This is a genomic window from Actinomadura sp. HBU206391, assembly GCF_014323665.1.
GTDB lineage: Bacteria > Actinomycetota > Actinomycetes > Streptosporangiales > Streptosporangiaceae > Actinomadura_C.
On record NZ_JABVEB010000046.1, the window covers coordinates 1 to 15,297 of the forward strand.

The 15,297-nt window shown below is 69.7% G+C and carries 18 protein-coding genes and 3 tRNA genes; 4 read left to right on the forward strand and 17 right to left on the reverse strand.

The window, feature by feature from the left end; genetic code table 11:
• Positions 1–75: 75 nt before the first annotated feature.
• The 4 genes from rplK to HKK72_RS16605 form a co-directional block, all read right to left on the reverse strand.
• Entirely contained in the window at positions 76–507 is a 432-nt protein-coding gene (gene rplK, locus HKK72_RS16590) for a 50S ribosomal protein L11 (protein WP_187235279.1), read from the reverse strand.
• Positions 508–705: 198 nt separating this feature from the next.
• Positions 706–1,509 (reverse strand): transcription termination/antitermination protein NusG, encoded by an 804-nt coding sequence (gene nusG / locus HKK72_RS16595; protein WP_187235280.1) that lies wholly within the window; start codon positions 1,507–1,509, stop codon positions 706–708.
• A gap of 54 nt (positions 1,510–1,563) precedes the next feature.
• The gene (secE, locus tag HKK72_RS16600) at positions 1,564–1,809 is read right to left on the reverse strand and encodes a preprotein translocase subunit SecE (RefSeq protein WP_187235281.1); all 246 of its coding nucleotides are present in this window, start codon (positions 1,807–1,809) and stop codon (positions 1,564–1,566) included.
• 91 nt (positions 1,810–1,900) lie between these two features.
• Positions 1,901–1,974, reverse strand: a tRNA-Trp gene (locus HKK72_RS16605).
• Between the two features lie 194 nt (positions 1,975–2,168).
• Here HKK72_RS16605 and HKK72_RS16610 point away from each other — a divergent pair.
• Complete coding sequence (locus HKK72_RS16610; RefSeq protein ID WP_410050310.1) at positions 2,169–3,377, forward strand: pyridoxal phosphate-dependent aminotransferase; 1,209 nt, start codon at positions 2,169–2,171, stop codon at positions 3,375–3,377.
• An 81-nt stretch (positions 3,378–3,458) separates the two neighbouring features.
• Here the strand turns inward: HKK72_RS16610 and HKK72_RS16615 are convergent, their stop codons facing one another.
• From HKK72_RS16615 to HKK72_RS16625, 3 genes are all read right to left on the reverse strand, one after another.
• Positions 3,459–4,187 (reverse strand): hypothetical protein, encoded by a 729-nt coding sequence (locus tag HKK72_RS16615; protein WP_187235283.1) that lies wholly within the window; start codon positions 4,185–4,187, stop codon positions 3,459–3,461.
• 33 nt (positions 4,188–4,220) lie between these two features.
• Positions 4,221–4,730 carry a SigE family RNA polymerase sigma factor gene (locus tag HKK72_RS16620; protein ID WP_187235284.1) on the reverse strand — a complete coding sequence of 170 codons (510 nt, stop codon included), beginning with the start codon at positions 4,728–4,730 and terminating at the stop codon, positions 4,221–4,223.
• 89 nt (positions 4,731–4,819) lie between these two features.
• Positions 4,820–5,773, reverse strand: coding sequence for a hypothetical protein (locus tag HKK72_RS16625; RefSeq protein ID WP_187235285.1), 954 nt, complete (start codon positions 5,771–5,773; stop codon positions 4,820–4,822).
• A 142-nt stretch (positions 5,774–5,915) separates the two neighbouring features.
• On the opposite strand from HKK72_RS16625, the gene HKK72_RS16630 reads away from it, so the two are divergent.
• On the forward strand, positions 5,916–6,971 hold the full coding sequence (locus tag HKK72_RS16630) for an adenosine deaminase (protein WP_187235286.1): 1,056 nt from the start codon (positions 5,916–5,918) through the stop codon (positions 6,969–6,971).
• A 3-nt stretch (positions 6,972–6,974) separates the two neighbouring features.
• Here the strand turns inward: HKK72_RS16630 and HKK72_RS16635 are convergent, their stop codons facing one another.
• From HKK72_RS16635 to HKK72_RS16670, 8 genes are all read right to left on the reverse strand, one after another.
• The gene (locus HKK72_RS16635) at positions 6,975–7,559 is read right to left on the reverse strand and encodes a TMEM165/GDT1 family protein (protein WP_187235287.1); all 585 of its coding nucleotides are present in this window, start codon (positions 7,557–7,559) and stop codon (positions 6,975–6,977) included.
• Between the two features lie 187 nt (positions 7,560–7,746).
• On the reverse strand, positions 7,747–8,796 hold the full coding sequence (locus HKK72_RS16640) for a UDP-N-acetylmuramate dehydrogenase (RefSeq protein ID WP_187235288.1): 1,050 nt from the start codon (positions 8,794–8,796) through the stop codon (positions 7,747–7,749).
• A gap of 24 nt (positions 8,797–8,820) precedes the next feature.
• Positions 8,821–9,246, reverse strand: a complete 426-nt coding sequence (locus HKK72_RS16645; RefSeq protein ID WP_187235289.1) for a MaoC family dehydratase — start codon at positions 9,244–9,246, stop codon at positions 8,821–8,823.
• Between the two features lie 12 nt (positions 9,247–9,258).
• Complete coding sequence (locus HKK72_RS16650) at positions 9,259–9,696, reverse strand: MaoC family dehydratase N-terminal domain-containing protein (RefSeq protein WP_187235290.1); 438 nt, start codon at positions 9,694–9,696, stop codon at positions 9,259–9,261.
• Between the two features lie 104 nt (positions 9,697–9,800).
• Positions 9,801–9,965, reverse strand: a complete 165-nt coding sequence (gene rpmG / locus HKK72_RS16655; RefSeq protein ID WP_101786011.1) for a 50S ribosomal protein L33 — start codon at positions 9,963–9,965, stop codon at positions 9,801–9,803.
• A gap of 67 nt (positions 9,966–10,032) precedes the next feature.
• A tRNA-Met gene (locus tag HKK72_RS16660) sits at positions 10,033–10,109 on the reverse strand.
• Positions 10,110–10,349: 240 nt separating this feature from the next.
• Positions 10,350–10,808: a thioredoxin gene (trxA, locus tag HKK72_RS16665; RefSeq protein ID WP_187235291.1), complete on the reverse strand. Its 459-nt coding sequence runs from the start codon at positions 10,806–10,808 to the stop codon at positions 10,350–10,352.
• Between the two features lie 372 nt (positions 10,809–11,180).
• Positions 11,181–11,256: transfer RNA gene (locus HKK72_RS16670), tRNA-Thr, on the reverse strand.
• A 207-nt stretch (positions 11,257–11,463) separates the two neighbouring features.
• Here HKK72_RS16670 and HKK72_RS16675 point away from each other — a divergent pair.
• On the forward strand, positions 11,464–12,876 hold the full coding sequence (locus tag HKK72_RS16675) for an FG-GAP-like repeat-containing protein (RefSeq protein ID WP_187235292.1): 1,413 nt from the start codon (positions 11,464–11,466) through the stop codon (positions 12,874–12,876).
• Positions 12,877–13,148: 272 nt separating this feature from the next.
• On the forward strand, positions 13,149–13,769 hold the full coding sequence (locus HKK72_RS16680) for an FG-GAP and VCBS repeat-containing protein (RefSeq protein ID WP_187235293.1): 621 nt from the start codon (positions 13,149–13,151) through the stop codon (positions 13,767–13,769).
• A gap of 80 nt (positions 13,770–13,849) precedes the next feature.
• Here HKK72_RS16680 and HKK72_RS16685 read toward each other — a convergent pair whose 3' ends face one another.
• Together HKK72_RS16685 and HKK72_RS16690 are read right to left on the reverse strand one after the other, a co-directional pair.
• A complete protein-coding gene (locus tag HKK72_RS16685; RefSeq protein WP_187235294.1) occupies positions 13,850–14,611 on the reverse strand; it encodes a protein phosphatase 2C domain-containing protein in 762 nt (253 codons plus the stop codon).
• Between the two features lie 93 nt (positions 14,612–14,704).
• The gene (locus HKK72_RS16690; protein ID WP_187235295.1) at positions 14,705–15,289 is read right to left on the reverse strand and encodes a hypothetical protein; all 585 of its coding nucleotides are present in this window, start codon (positions 15,287–15,289) and stop codon (positions 14,705–14,707) included.
• Positions 15,290–15,297 lie beyond the last annotated feature (8 nt).

Consider the following 15,297-nt stretch of genomic DNA (forward strand, 5'->3'; position numbering starts at 1 on the left):
ACGAGCACTCGTTCCTCGTGCTCGTGCGCTCCTCAGTCCAGACAGCGCGGCGCCCCTCGCGGGTCTCTTGAGGTGTTACTTGACCTCGATGCCCATGGAGCGGGCGGTGCCGGCGACGATCTTCTCGGCGGCGGCGAGGTCATTGGCGTTGAGGTCGGGCATCTTGGTCTGGGCGATCTCGCGGACCTGGGCCGCGGTGACCGAACCGACCTTGGTCTTGTGCGGCTCGCCGCTGCCCTTCTCGACACCGGCGGCCTTGAGGATGAGCTGCGCGGCCGGCGGGGTCTTGGTGATGAAGGTGAACGAGCGGTCCTCGTAGATGGTGATCTCTACGGGGATCACGTTGCCGCGCTGGGACTCCGTGGCAGCGTTGTACTGCTTGCAGAAGTCCATGATGTTCACGCCGTGCGGACCGAGAGCGGTACCGACGGGCGGTGCGGGGGTCGCCTGGCCGGCCTGAAGCTGGACCTTGACGACCGCGTTGATCTTCTTCTTCCGCGGAGGCATGACGCCTTCCCTTCGTTCCTGTTCGTTTCGGTCCCGACTCCCGCATCCGCGGGCAACACCCATGGCCGGAACGTGAACCCGGATGTTGGGACCCTTGACCCCGCCTGAGCGGGGACCGCCGTCGACCGGAGCTTGACGATCACGGTTCGCGGCGGGCTGGACCGCCCCGCCTGCGCGGGGACGGTCACAAGACTATCGCTAGATCTTCGAGACCTGGGTGAAGGACAGCTCGACGGGGGTCTCGCGGCCGAAGATCGAGACGAGCACCTTGAGCTTCTGGGTGTCGGCGTTGATCTCGTTGACCGTGGCGGGCAGCGTCGCGAAGGGACCGTCCATGACCGTGACCGACTCGCCGACCTCGAAGTCGACGGTCGCGGCGACCTTGGCGGCCTCCTTGGCCTTGGCCTGCTCCTCCGGCTCCGGAGCGAGCAGGTTGGCGACCTCTTGGATGCTCAGCGGCGACGGCTTGCTGGACAGCCCGACGAAGCCGGTGACTCCAGGCGTGTTGCGCACGGCCGCCCAGGACTCGTCGGTGAGCTCCATGCGGACGAGGATGTAGCCCGGCAGGACCTTCTCGTTGACCTTCTGCCGCTTGCCGCCCTTGATCTCGGTGACCTCGTGCTGCGGCACCTCGACCTGGAAGATGTAGTCCTCCATGTTGAGCGACTGGGTGCGGGTCTCGATGTTGGTCTTCACCCGGTTCTCGTAGCCCGCGTAGGAGTGCACGACGTACCAGTCGCCCGGCTGGAGCCGGAGCTGGGTCTTGAACTCCATGAGCGGGTCGATCTCGATCTCGGGCTCCGCGTCGGCGGAGGGCTCCTCTTCAGCGGACGCGTCCGCTTCGGCGGAGGGCCGCTCCTCGCCGCCTCCCTCGTCCGGGCCCGCCCCCGCCTCGTCATCGGCGGCGAGCTCGGCGGACGTCTCCTCCGGCTCGAGCGCAGCCGCCTCCGCCGACTGGGCCTCGTCGAGGGCCTCGTCGTGGCGCTGTGGGGACTCGGACACAGTGACTCTTTCTCTCGTTCGAAATTGGTGTTGTGCGGCCGGACCGGCCGGGGATCAGCCGAAGATCGCGAAGATCCCCTTCTGCAACGCCCAGTCCAGGGCCGAGACGATCGCGACCATGATCAACACGAAGACCAAGGAGACCGCCGTGTAGGTGATGAGCTCCTTGCGGGTCGGCCAGATGACCTTCCGCAGCTCGGCGGCCACTTGGCGCACGAACAGGGGAGGCGTCGTCCGCTTACTGCGGGCGGGCTTGCCTTTGTCCTCGGTCGCGGACTCGCCGCGGATCTCAGTCGCCATCTGTGCCGCCGTTCACTTCATTGGTCGTCAACCACTTCGTGGTCTTTACATGCCCACTGTAGGCGTGACCACGTGCACGCACCGCACTCCGCAGGGCAGGAGGGACTCGAACCCCCAACCACCGGTTTTGGAGACCGGGACTCTGGCCAATTGAGCTACTGCCCTTCGACTCCCCGACCTTAGTAGCTCCTGGGCCGGGCCGTGGCGATACCCGCGTGTGACGCCGTCGCACGCCGAAACTCACCACTAGGTGGAGCAGTGTAGTTGGCGAACCACCCCGACGTCGAACCAGGCGATTTCCGCTGGCCCCGCCCCCAGGCTCGATATCCGGCTGAACCCGAGGTAGAAGGTCTGGGACGATGGAGGGCATGAGTCGAATCTCCGAACGCATCGCCGCCATATCAGAGTCCGCCACGCTGGCCGTGGACGCCAAGGCCAAGGCACTGAAGGCGGCCGGGCGACCGGTGATCGGGTTCGGCGCCGGCGAGCCCGACTTCCCCACCCCCGACTACATCGTCGAGGCGGCCGTGACGGCCTGCCGGGTCCCCAGGTTCCACAAGTACACGCCGGCGGGCGGGCTGCCCGAGTTGCGCGCGGCGATCGCCGAGAAGACCGAGCGCGACTCCGGCCTCGTGGTCGAGCCGTCCCAGGTGCTCGTCACCAACGGCGGCAAGCAGGCCGTGTACGAGGCGTTCGCCGCGCTGCTCGACCCGGGCGACGAGGTGCTGCTGCCCGCCCCCTACTGGACCACCTATCCAGAGTCGATCAAGCTGGCCGGAGGGGTGCCCGTCGAGGTGCTGACCGATGAGACCAGCGGCTATCTGGTCTCGGTCGAGCAGCTCGAGGCGGCCCGTACCGGCCGTACCAAGGTGCTGCTGCTGTGCTCGCCGTCCAACCCGACCGGCGGCGTCTACACCCGTGACCAGGTCGAGGCCATCGGCCGGTGGGCCGCCGAGCACGACCTGTGGGTCGTCACCGACGAGATCTACGAGCACCTGGTGTACGGGGACGCGAGCTTCCACTCCCTGCCGGTCGTGGTGCCGGAGATGGCCGACCGCACGGTCGTGCTGAACGGCGTGGCCAAGACCTACGCGATGACCGGCTGGCGGGTGGGCTGGCTGATCGGCCCGGCGGACGTGGTCAAGGCGGCGCAGAACCTGCAGTCGCACGCCACCTCCAACGTCTGCAACGTCGCGCAGGCCGCGGCGCTCACGGCGGTCAGCGGCGACCTGTCGGCGGTAGAGGAGATGCGTTCGGCCTTCGACCGGCGCCGTCAGACCATCGTCCGGATGCTCAATGACATCCCCGGCGTGCTGTGCCCGGAGCCGCAGGGCGCCTTCTACGTGTATCCCTCGGTCAAGGAGCTGCTCGGCAGGCAGATCCGGGGACGCCGGCCGCAGACCTCGGTGGAGCTGGCCGAACTCGTCCTCGAGGAGGCCGAGGTGGCCGTGGTGCCGGGCGAGGCGTTCGGGACGCCGGGCTACTTCCGGCTGTCGTACGCCCTCGGTGACGAGGATCTCGCCGAGGGCGTCAGCCGGATGGCCAAGCTGCTGTCCGAGGCGAGCTGACCGCGCGCCGAGACGCATGCGCGGCGAGGCCGCCCGTTCACGTGCACCCGTGGGCGGGCGGCCTCGTTCCCCCTGCTTCCCTCAGGAAGGCGCGTGGACGCCCTCGGCGATCCGCATGAGCTGGGTGCGCAGTGAGGGGCTGACGCTCACGGTCACCCCCGAGCCGGGATGGTCGATCCACATGACCAGGCTGCCCGCGCCTCCGGCGAGCGTCCGCTCCAGGGTGATCGCCCGCTGACCCCGCACCGAGGTGTATTTCGGCACCGCTGAGAGGGCGAAGACGTCCTCGGGCTTGGTGAGCCCCGAGCCGCTGTGGAGCCGCACTTCGAGCGTGCCCGCCGGTCCGGTCCACCGGCAGATGATCGTCCGCCGGGTCTCCGAGCGTTCGTCGGCGCACGGACCGACCGCCCGCAGCCCTGACGGCAGATAGGCCAGCCAGTCGACGACCGGGGGGATCACTCCGCCGGACGGCCCTCCGCGGCGGTGCGGCGGCGTTGCCGACGGCTTCACCGTCGCCCCTGCCCGTGGCTCGCCCGAGGAGGTCCGCGGGTCGGGCGTGCCCGGGCCGAGCGGCTGCTGCGAGCCCGGCGGCGGCGCGGCCGGCCCCTTACTGGCGGTGGTAGGTGCCCCCACGGGGGCGGCGGCCCCGATGTCGAAGAAATCGGCGGCGGGCAGCGCCGCGATCGCCACAACGGCCGCCGCGGCCACGCCGACCGTCGTGCGGATTCGCGTGACCCGGCGCCGGTGCCGACGGCGTACGTCGGTGACGAGCGACGACGGAGCCGACGCCTCGGCCACGTGCTCAGCCATGGCCTGCCTAAGTTCCTTCTCGAGATCCATCGCTCACCTCCCCAGCAGCGCCAGGTTCGCGCCAAGCCGTTCCCGGAGTCTGGCGAGACCCCGGGACGCCTGGCTCTTGACGGTGCCGACCGAGCAGCCGAGCACCTCCGCCGTCTCCATCTCTGACATGTCCTCCCAGTAGCGCAGGACGAGCACCGCCCGCTGACGTGGCCCGAGTCGGCGCAGCTCCTCCATGAGCGTGCCGCGCAGTTCGAGAGAATGCGTCTCCGACGGGGCCGGCACCTCGGGCGTCTTGGCGACGTGGATCTCCCGCAGCACCTTCCACCGGCGCGCCCGGCTGATGATCTGGTTGACCAGGATCCGCCGAACGTACGGCTCGGGGTCGCTGTCCGGGTCTAGCCGTCCCCAGTGCCGATAGGCCTTCTCCAGCGCGGTCTGCAAGATGTCCTCCGCGTCCTGCCGTGTACCGCACATCAACAGCGCGGTTCGCATCAAGGCGTTGCCCCGCGCCGCCACGAACTCGACAAAGGACCCATCATCTCGCCGCCTCACACCTGACCGCCCGCCTCGATGCCGTCCGCCGCTGGGGACCGTTCGGTCCGCGGGCGGCTCCACCGCGCGGAGCCGCCCGCGGAGTCAACTCACTTCACTTCGTGAAGCCGCATGGCGATCTGCTGCAGGCGGGGCTGCAGGGCGAGGCCGCCACTCACGTAGTCGACGACTCCAGGTGCGGGAGCCCACATGATGCCGGTGCCCGGCGCGCCCGCGAGCGGGGACCGCCAGTAGATGTCGCGGCCCAGCGTCACGGCCTCGGCGTTCGGGAGCCGCAGCGTCTGGCGCAGCTGCTCCACGTTCACCTCACCCTTGATCCGCTCGACCTCCATCCACTGGCCCAGCGGACCCGACCACCGCTGGGTCATCACACAGATCTTCCGCCCCTTGACCGTGATCGTGCGGGTCTTCTTCGAAACGAACTTCAGTCCGGTCTTCGCGGTGATCTGCTGCTCGACGGAACCGCCCACCTTGACCACGGGGGTCACGCTGTCACAGGAGAACTTCGGCAGCCGCGGGATGTCGGTCGGCAGCACGGCCGGAACACCTGCCGGGAGGTCCTTGATGTCGCCCGGCTTGTGGGGCAGGGACGGCAGGCAGGCCGGAACGCCGGCGTGCAGCCGCGCCACGGCCTTGTTCACGGCCTCCTTGACGGCCTTGGGGTCGGCGGGCTTGGCGTGGCCGGACTTGACCGCCTCGGCGCCGTTGACGGGCAGGGCCGCGTGCTCGTCCACGGGGAGCTTGGACTTCAGCCACTCCACCTCGAGCTTGGCCTTCAGCTTCTCGAGCTCGGCGCCCTTCAGCTTCCTGAGGTCGACCTTCGACGTGTCGGGCAGGTGCCCCTCGGGCAGTTGCACGCACTTCGTCGGGTCCACGGGAAGCGTCGCCGGGACGGACACCTTCGGCGACGGCGCGGCCACGTTGGCGGCGACGGGGTTCGAAGGGGCCTTCTCGTCGTTCGCGGTGAGCGCGATCGCCGCGCCGCCGGCCGCCACAGTGCCCGCCGTGGCGGTCGCTGCCAAGACGATCGTGAGCATCTTCATCGGGGTTTGCCTTTCTTCGCGGTAGCCCTTCTGCGCCCGACAAATACGCACGAGTCGCACAGAGGGTTGCACGCAACTTCAGAAAAGTTTGGATCCGCGCGCCCGTGCGGCCCCATCAGCGGCGATGCGGCAGGATTAGGTCATGAAAGCCCCTCCCGTCCCAGCGCGGCCGAGATCGCTCATCGCGCTGCCCAAGGCCCACCTGCACCTGCACTTCACCGGGTCCATGCGGCACTCGACGCTGGTCGAGCTCGCCGCCGAACGCGGGGTGCACCTGCCGGAGGCGCTCGTGGGGGGCTGGCCCCCGGAGCTGCACGCCACGGACGAGCGTGGCTGGTTCCGGTTCCAGCGGCTGTACGACATCGCCCGTTCGGTGCTGCGCGAGCCCGCCGACGTACGCCGCCTGCTGCGCGAGACCGCGGAGGACGAGGCGGCCGAGGGCTCTCAATGGCTGGAGATCCAGGTCGATCCGAGCGGCTACGCGTCGCGGTTCGGCGGCCTCACCCCCACCGTCGAGCTCGTGCTCGACGCCGCCAGGGAGGCCGAGGCGGCCACCGGCGTCGGCATCGGTGTGATCATCGCGGCGAACCGCACGAGGCATCCGCTCGACGCCAAGACCCTGGCCCGGCTCGCCGTAGGTCACGCGGGCCGGGGGGTGGTCGGGTTCGGCCTGTCCAACGACGAGCGGCGCGGGCGGGCGTACGACTTCGAGGGCGCGTTCCGGATCGCGAGCCGCGGCGGGCTGCTGTCGACCCCGCACGGCGGTGAGCTGCTCGGGCCGGGCAGCGTGCGCGAGTGCGTCGACACACTGGGCGCCGACCGCATCGGGCACGGGGTGCGCGCCGTCGAGGACCCCCGCCTGCTCGAGAAGATCGTCGCCCGGGGCGTGACGCTCGAGGTGTGCCCGTCCTCGAACGTGGGGCTCGGGGTGGTGCAGACCGCGGCCGACGTGCCGGTGCGGGAGCTGTTCGAGGCGGGTGCGCCGATCGCGCTGGGCGCCGACGACCCCCTGCTGTTCGGTTCCCGGCTGGCCCGGCAGTACGAACTGGCCAGGGAGGTCTACGAATTCTCCGACGCCGAGATCGCGGAACTGGCCCGATACTCGATCCGCGGCTCGGCCGCACCCGTCGATGTCCGGAAGGAACTGCTGGATCAGATCGACGCCTGGCTCGCGCCCGGCGGACCGGCCGGCCGGTGAGGGTCACACCGCCCTGATCCCCTCGACGAGCAGCAGCACGCCGAAGAGCGCGAAGGACGCGGTCGCCCCGATCCGGATCACCCGTTCCGGCAGCCGCCTGCCGAGCACCCGGCCCACGACGATGGCGAGCGCGTCGGCCACGACCATGCCGATCGTCGACCCCGCCCAGACGCCGATCAGCCCTGCCACCCCGCCGTTCTCAGCCGCGAGCGTGACCGTGGCGAGCATCGTCTTGTCGCCGAGTTCGGCGAGGAAGAACGCCACGCCGACGGCGAGGATCGCCGCTCCTCCGGCCCGGTCGACCTTGCTCCGCTCGCCCTCGCTCAGCTCGTCGCCGCGCAACGTCCAGGCCGCGAAACCGAAGAACGCCAGGCCGGCGAGGATGGAGATCGGGCCGGTGGGCAGCGCCGCACCGAGAGCCGCGCCGAGGACCACGCTCGCGAGGTGGACGACCGCGGTGGCGATGGTGATGCCGATGAGCACCGACCACGTACGGAACCGCGTGGCGAAGGTCATCGCCATGAGCTGGCTCTTGTCGCCGAGCTCGGCTACGAAGATCACGACAAGGCTGAGAAAGAAAGCCGACACTGTGTCCCTTCCGCTCCGTCACCGGGCGGAGGGGCTGGGAATGCGACCTCGGCCCGGCATGACCACCGGGCCGAAGGTCTCGTCCGCCCGCAGAGCGGGCCCGCGCGACCGGGCGGAACACGAGAACCGCCAGTATGTCGACCGCGCGATTGGGACTACTCCCCTTCGACGTGCGCAAACCTACCAGCTAGAGGGACACGCCTACGAGGACGGGCTCGTTGACCAGTTCCACGCCGAACACCGCGCGGACGCCGTCACGCACCTCGCGGGCGAGGGCGAGGAGGTCCTCGGTGCGGCCGCCGTCGGGGTTGGTGAGCGCCAGAGTGTGCTTGGTGGAGATCCGCATCGGCCCGCGCCTGTGGCCCTTGGCGAATCCGGCGCGATCGATCAGCCAGGCTGCGGAGGTCTTCGTGCGGCCTCCGGTCTCGGGGTAACGCGGGAACGCGACGTCGGCTCCGAGCCGCTCGGCGACCCGCCGTTCGAGGTCGGCGAGCGCGGCGGGCTCCAGGATCGGGTTGGTGAAGAACGACCCGGCGCTGCGGGTGTCGGGATCGGCCGGGTCGAGCACCATGCCCTTGCCACGGCGTAGCTCCAGCACGGCCTCGCGTGCGTCCTGTAGCGGCACCCGGCCGCCGACCGACGTCCCCAGCCGCGCGGCAAGTTCGGCGTAGCGGACCGGCCGGGACTCCTTGGCGCGATCGAGCGCGAACGTCACGTCCAGGACGACATGGCGGTCAGAGCCCTTGAACACACTGCCCCGGTAGACGAACCCGCACGCCGCCGGATCCAACGCGGCCGTCTCTCCGGTGGCCCGGTCGTACACCCGTACCTCGGTGATGGTCTCGCTGACCTCCTGACCGTACGCCCCGACGTTCTGGATCGGGGTCGCGCCGACCCGGCCGGGGATGCCGGACAGGCACTCGACGCCGGCCAGGCCCTCCTCGACGCAGCGGGCGACGAAGGGCTCCCACTCCTCGCCCGCCTGGACCCGTACCCGGCCTCCGGGCAGTGCCTCGACGCCGCGGGTGGCGACGTGCACGACCGTGCCGGCGAAACCTTCGTCGGAGACCACGAGGTTGCTGCCGCCGCCGAAGACCAGCAGCGGCTCGGCCCGCTGGTCGGCCGCGCGGACGGCCGCGATGAGCTCGTCCTGCGTGGCCGCCTCGACGAACCGCCGGGCCGGGCCGCCCAGCCGCAAGGTGGTGTAGCCGGCCAGGTTCACCTGTTCAGCGAGCATGCGGGGTCATCCACTCCAGCGAGATCAGGCGAGGCGGACGGTGGCCCTGGCCTGGGTGAGCACCTTCTGCTCGGCCGAGCGTGCGGTCAGCGCCACGATGACCCGGTTGTCGTCGAGCTTCTCCTGGATCTTGCCGCTGACCTCGATCGCGGCGCCCTCTTCGTCGGTCACCACGACCGGCGCGGAGAACCGTACGCCGTAGTCGACGATCGCGCCGGGGTCGCCGACCCAGTCCGTGACGAACCGTCCGGCCTCGGCCATCGTGAACATCCCGTGCGCGATCACGTCGGGAAGGCCCACGGACTTGGCGATCCGCTCGTTCCAGTGGATGGGGTTGAAGTCTCCAGAGGCGCCCGCGTACATCACCAGATTGAGCCGGGACACCGGGTAGGTCTGCGCGGGGATCTCGGTGCCGACCTCGACGTCGTCGTAGTTCACCTTGGCGGTCATCGGTGGGTCTCCTTAGGCCGGGCGCTCGACGATCACGTTGTAGGCGGTGCAGACCAGCTCGCCCTCGACGGTCTTGATCTCCGTCTTGACGTCCATCCGCTCGTTGCGGCCGGCCGCCCGGATGTCGGTGATGGTCGCCTCGCAGACGAGGACGTCCCCGGCGTGGACCGGACGCGTGTAGGAGAAGCTCTGCTGGCCGTGTACGACCATGGCGTAGTTCAACCCGAGTTCGGGATCGGCCAGCGCCGGCGAGCCGAGGGAGATCACGATGGGGAACGTCGGCGGGGCGAGGACGTCGGGGTGCCCCTCGGCCTTGGCGGCGTCGATGTCCCGGTAGATCGGGTTCGGGTCGCCGATGGCGTCCGCGAACTCCCGGATCTTCACCCGGCTGACCTCGTACGGCTCGCTGGGCGGAAACGTCCGCCCGATGAAATCACGGTTGAGTGCCATGCATTCCGTCCCTCCGGTGCTTCTGGGCGCGACCGTAACAGAACGACGTTCAGCCCGTCCCCGCGGGTCTGCGCGAGTACGGGCTGGATGCGTCAAAGCAAGCTTTAGCGGGTTTCCCGGTGGGCTCGGTGCGTCCGGCAGTTGGGGCAGTACTTCTTGAGCTCCAAGCGGTCCGGGTCGTTGCGCCGGTTCTTCCGCGTGATGTAGTTGCGGTGCTTGCACTCCTGGCAGGCCAGCGTGATCTTCGGCCGTACGTCAGTGGCAGCCACGATGGAGTGCCTTTCTGGGCGAGGGACATGGACGACCTTGCCGGTCCACCGGGGTGGAACGACGAGGTGGTAGCGGAGGCCGGACTTGAACCGGCGACACAGCGATTATGAGCCGCTTGCTCTGCCTGACTGAGCTACTCCGCCTTGGCATCCTCCCCGGCGTGCCGGAGATTCCCGGCTTGCGCCGGCTGGTTCGCGGTTCACAGCCTCGGCAGCGCCTAGAAGGCTCCCCACGCTGCCACCCCATGCCATGGGGCGGTCACGCGATCGACGGCGATTGCCATCGACAGGCAAGAATACCTCACCTCGAAGGTGCCCTGGCCGACGCCTCGGTCCTGAGGGGCCTGTGTGGTCACGGATACGATGCCGTGGGCGGCGTTCTCGCTAGCGGCCTCTCCCCTGCGCCGGTTCGCCCGCCTTGCGGAGAGCTCCCTCGATCCATTGACGAAGGCCGGGTTCCGCCGCGGCGCCCGACTCGCGCGCAATGACTTCTCCGCGATGGGTGACCATGAGGGTGGGGACGGCCTGGACGTCGAACCGCTGCGCCAGCCGGGGGGCCAGATCGACGTTGATCTTGACGAGTTTCACCCGGCCGCCGAATTCCTTCGCCAGGCGCTCCAGCATTGGAGTCACCATGCGGCAGGGCCCGCACCAGGGGGCCCAGAAGTCGATCAGCACGGGAATCGTGGCCTTCTCGACGACCTCACCGAAGGTCTCGTCTCCGGCCTCGGCGATCCACGGGAGTGGGTGGTGGCAATCGCCGCATTGCGGGACGCCGTCGGCGATCGCGGGAACCCGGTTCTTCCGGCCGCAGTCGCCGCATTGCACTACCTGCGCTGCCATGGCGCCACCTCGGATCACGCCCTGCCCGCCCCGATCGATCACGATGTGCCGAACGGCTGCCGCATACCCGCGGGTGTGTTGCGGTCTTCACTCAACGATGCGCTGGATCAGACTCGGTGTCAAAGGCCTGACCTGCGGGATCTCCGGGAGAGGGTCCGGAGCCCGCGGGCGGTGTCAGCGGGGCCGACCCGCGGGCTTCCGGACCTGTTACCTCTCCGCGTCGCCTGTGTGGTGGCGACATCAGGTGGTACGCACGGCGTCGGAAAAAGGTTCAGGCGGGTTCGACCGAGTTCGTCGGGATCCCGCCGGGGGCCTGTCGGCCCAATACGAAGAGGCCGTCACCCCCGCCGGGGGAACGGCCTCTGACTCTGCTGGAGCCCCTTTACGGAATCGAACCGTAGACCTTCTCCTTACCATGGAGACGCTCTGCCGACTGAGCTAAAGGGGCTTGCGACGTGCGCGCGAGGCAACCATACACGGAGCCCGGGCCCGGCGCGAAATCGAATACGGCCGGGCCGAACCGGCCCCTCCGCCGGCGGCCGGGACGGCCGATCCGCGCGAGGTCCTCGATCATGTAGGGGTAACGAATCGGTAAACCCATCGCGGCCGCGGAACGTCATCCTTTGTAACTTTCCACTCACAAAGGGGGACCTGCATGAGAATGCGTTCCGCAGCCGTCATGGGCACGGTGACCGCCCTCGCCCTCGGGCTGACCGCACCGCATGTCTCCGCGGCCGCAGCTCCGGCCGCGCCCGGGGACTTCAACGGCGACGGCCGCCGCGACATCGCCACCGGTAGCCCGAACGGCATGGTCGGTTCGGTCCAGGCCGGGTTCGTGACCATCGTCTACGGCGGCACGTCCGGGCCTGACACCGCGCGGCGCCAGGTGATCAGCCAGAGCAGTGCGGGCGTCCCCGGCGACTCGGAGGACTCGGATCGTTTCGGTACGGCTCTGGCGTCGGCCGACTTCGACCGGGACGGCTACGCCGATCTCGCCATCGGCGCTCCGGGCGAGGACGGCTTCGGTGACCCGCTCGCCGGCGGCCGGGTCACCCTCGTCTACGGGGGCCCGAGCGGGCTGTCCAGCCGGGCCGTGTCCTTCGCCGAGGACCTCGGCGGCGGTATCGGGGTGACGCTCGCGACCGCGGACGTCGACCACAGCGGCACACCCGACCTGGCGGTCGGCGACTACGCGGGCTTCACGATCTACCGCGGGCTGTCCACAGGCTCGCTGACCGGCACGAGGACCCACGTCGGATTCGGCGAGAGCGAGAACGTCCACGTCCAGCTGGCCGCGGCCGATTTCACCGGCGACGGCTACGGCGACGTCGCGTTCTCGGTCTTTTCGGTGCCCATCGGCGGTGGTGACGACTACTTCACGCGCCTCAACGCCTACAAGGGGACGGCCACGGGTCTGAGCTCCACACCGTTCTGGTCCGACGGCAACGCGACCGTGCGAGGCGCCCTCGCCGCCGGGGACGTCGACGACGACGCCAGAGTCGATCTGTTCGTCGGCGACTCCTACGGCTCGGACGGCACCGGCGAGGTGCGGACCTACCTGGCGACCGGGACCGGGTTCGAAAGAGCGCAGGTGATCACCCAGGACTCGACGGACATCCCCGGCACGGGCGAGCAGGGTGACGCGTTCGGCGCGTCCCTCGGCGCCGGCGACGTCAACGGCGACTACAAGGACGATGTCGTCATCGGAGCCCCCGGCGAGGACGTCGGCACCGTCAGCAACGCCGGGGCGGTGACCGTCCTCTACGGCGCGTCCCACGGTCTCGCCTTCGAGGGCTCCCAGATGCTCGGCCAGGACAGCGCCGAGATGCCGGGGAGCGCGGAGGCGGGCGACCGGTTCGGGCAGGCGGCGTCCCTGGCCGACGTCAACGGCGACGGGAAGGCGGACCTCATCGCGGGCTCACCCGGTGAGAACACCGACGAGGGCGCCATCTGGATCGTGCGCGGCTCCTCCACCGGCCTGACGACGGCGGGAGTCCTGGCGTTCAACTCCGGAACCCTGGGCGTAAGCGGCCGACGGGCACAGCTCGGCGGTGTCCTGCTTCCCTGAAAAGCAGAGCACCGTCCCTGAGAAGGCGGGCACGGGGGCGTCTCACTCCTCCAGTGACCATCGAGACGCTCCCGTGCCCGCCGTTCAGCGCTCATGCGACCGTCCACATGCGGACATCGGAGCATCACGGGTGATAAACCGGTAAACCAGCCTTATCAGCAATACGTCTCCCATTTGTAACTTTGCATAACAAAGGAGGGCAACATGGGAGTTCGTTCCGCGGCCGTCCTGGGAACGGTGGCCGCCCAGATTGGTCCGACGACGACGTCACGGTGAGAGGAAGCCTCGCCGCCGGGGACGTCAACGGCGACGGCAGGGCCGACCTGGTCGCAGGCGACGCGTACGGCCCCGACGGCGGCGGGGAGGTCCGGATCTTCCACGGGACCGGCAGCGAGGCCATGTTCACCGCGGCGCAGGTCATCAACCAGGATTCGCCGGACATCCCCGATGCGAGCGAGTCGGGTGATCAGTTCGGCGCGAGCGTCGGCGTGGGCGACACCGATCGTGACGGACACGCCGAGGTGGTCGTCGGCGCGCCCGGCGAGAACGTCGGCACTGAGAGCGACACCGGAGCGGTGACCGTGCTCTACGGCACCACGACCGGTGTCACCGCCGAGCGCGCGCAGATGTTCGGCCAGGACAGCACAGGGATGCCGGGGACCTCGGAGATGAACGACCGATTCGGGCAGAAGGCGTCCCTGGCCGACGTCACCGGCGACGGCATGGCGGACCTGCTGGCGGGCGCATCCGGCGAGAACGCCGATGACGGCGCCGTCTGGGTCCTGCGCGGTGGTGCCGACGGCCTGACGGCCGACGGTGTCCTGGCCTTCAACGCCGGAACCCTCGGCGTCGGCAACCGGCGGGCGGAGCTCGGCGGGGTCCTGCTGCCCTGATGAGCCGGGCGCGGGCGCGTCTCGCCCCAGAGCCCCCGAGACACTCCCGTGCCCGCCGAGACGCCCCGTGTGCCCGCCTCTCAGCGCTCGAAGGTCACCAGGGCCGCGGTCGCGTCGTCGTACGGCTTGCCCCGCCTCAAGTCCCGCCCCGCCTCGATCGCCGCCTGTTCGGCGGCCCGCGTACGCCTGATCAACTCGACCGGCCCGGCACCGTCGAGCTCGTCGAGCAGGCCATGCCAGTCCAGCAGCCCGAACAACTCGACGAGGCGGGACGCCCCGTCGCTGAACAGCCCGGCGCGCCGCACGCTCGTCACGGGCAGCGCGCCCGTGATCGCCTCGTACGCGGCCTCCGGACAGGCGCCGGCGACCCAGAAGCCGTCCGGGTCGTTGCGCGCCGCCCGTACGGCCTCGACGGTGTAGCCGGGCAGCCGGGCGACCCGGTCGTCGATGATGACCTCGATCCGCCCGTTCACGTCGAGCACCAGCGGAGAGTCGGCGAGGACCAGCCAGTCGAGCTCGTCCCCTCTGCGCCGCAGCATCGTGAGGGTCGCCGACGGGCTGTCGGGATTGGTCAGATCACAGCTGCCGGCGTGGGCCTCGCAGGTCGTCTTGATCGCGGCGGCGAGCAGTTCCCGCAGGTCGGCCTCCGGCTCCGTCGTGAGCCGCACGGCGAGGGCGCCCGCGAGGTTGCGGACCAGCCAGACCACCGAGTGCACGCAGCCGGTGTCGAGCCCGGGCACGGCGGTCGCGCCGTCGACCACCACCACCCAGTCCGGCCCGGCGACGACATGGTCCTCGTTCGGTAGCCCGGGCGCCGCGCGGGTCGCGTACGTGATCTGCACGAACCCATCCTGCTGGTCGCCCGCGGGATACCCGGCATCGGGTCGGCCGGGACCCGTGACGGGTCGCCCGCAGCCGGGCGCGCTCGAGGGAGTTCACGCCAGCGCGGCGCTCGCCGCACACCACAGCCTGGCCTGTTCTCGCATATCCGGGTCCGAGATGTGGCCGGCGATGCCGCATAGCCCGCCGGCGGCTCGCCGCACACCCGTCAGCCATTCGATCCTTCTCAGCAGTGCCGGATCGGCGCGTAGTTTGGCGAGGCCGCCGTTCTTGGCCGTCGCCATGACTTCTCGGTACTCCGCCAGTACAGATTCCCGGGAAACGCCCACATCCTCCAGGAATTCCGCAAAAACCCTTTCCGGATCTCGCACCCGGTCGCCCGCGGACGCCCCGTCATAATGGACCATCATCTGAACGACGAGTATCTTGCGCCAGAGCGTCTCCGGTAGCCCGATCCCGCCGGTCTGGCGGGCCTTGTCCAGCGCGTCCAGGTAGACCTCCGCCCAGTCTCTCGCGGACTCGTCGCCCTGCTCGATGGCCAGGAGACCGCCGTTGCAGGTGGCGAAGACCGCGAGCCACCAGTTGAGTTCTCCGGTCGGGAGGGTCTCGCGCGCCAGCAGTTCGGCGATGTCGTGCGGAGCAGGACTCGCGGGGATCTCTGGGACGCCTGACTGGTTCACGGGCCTTT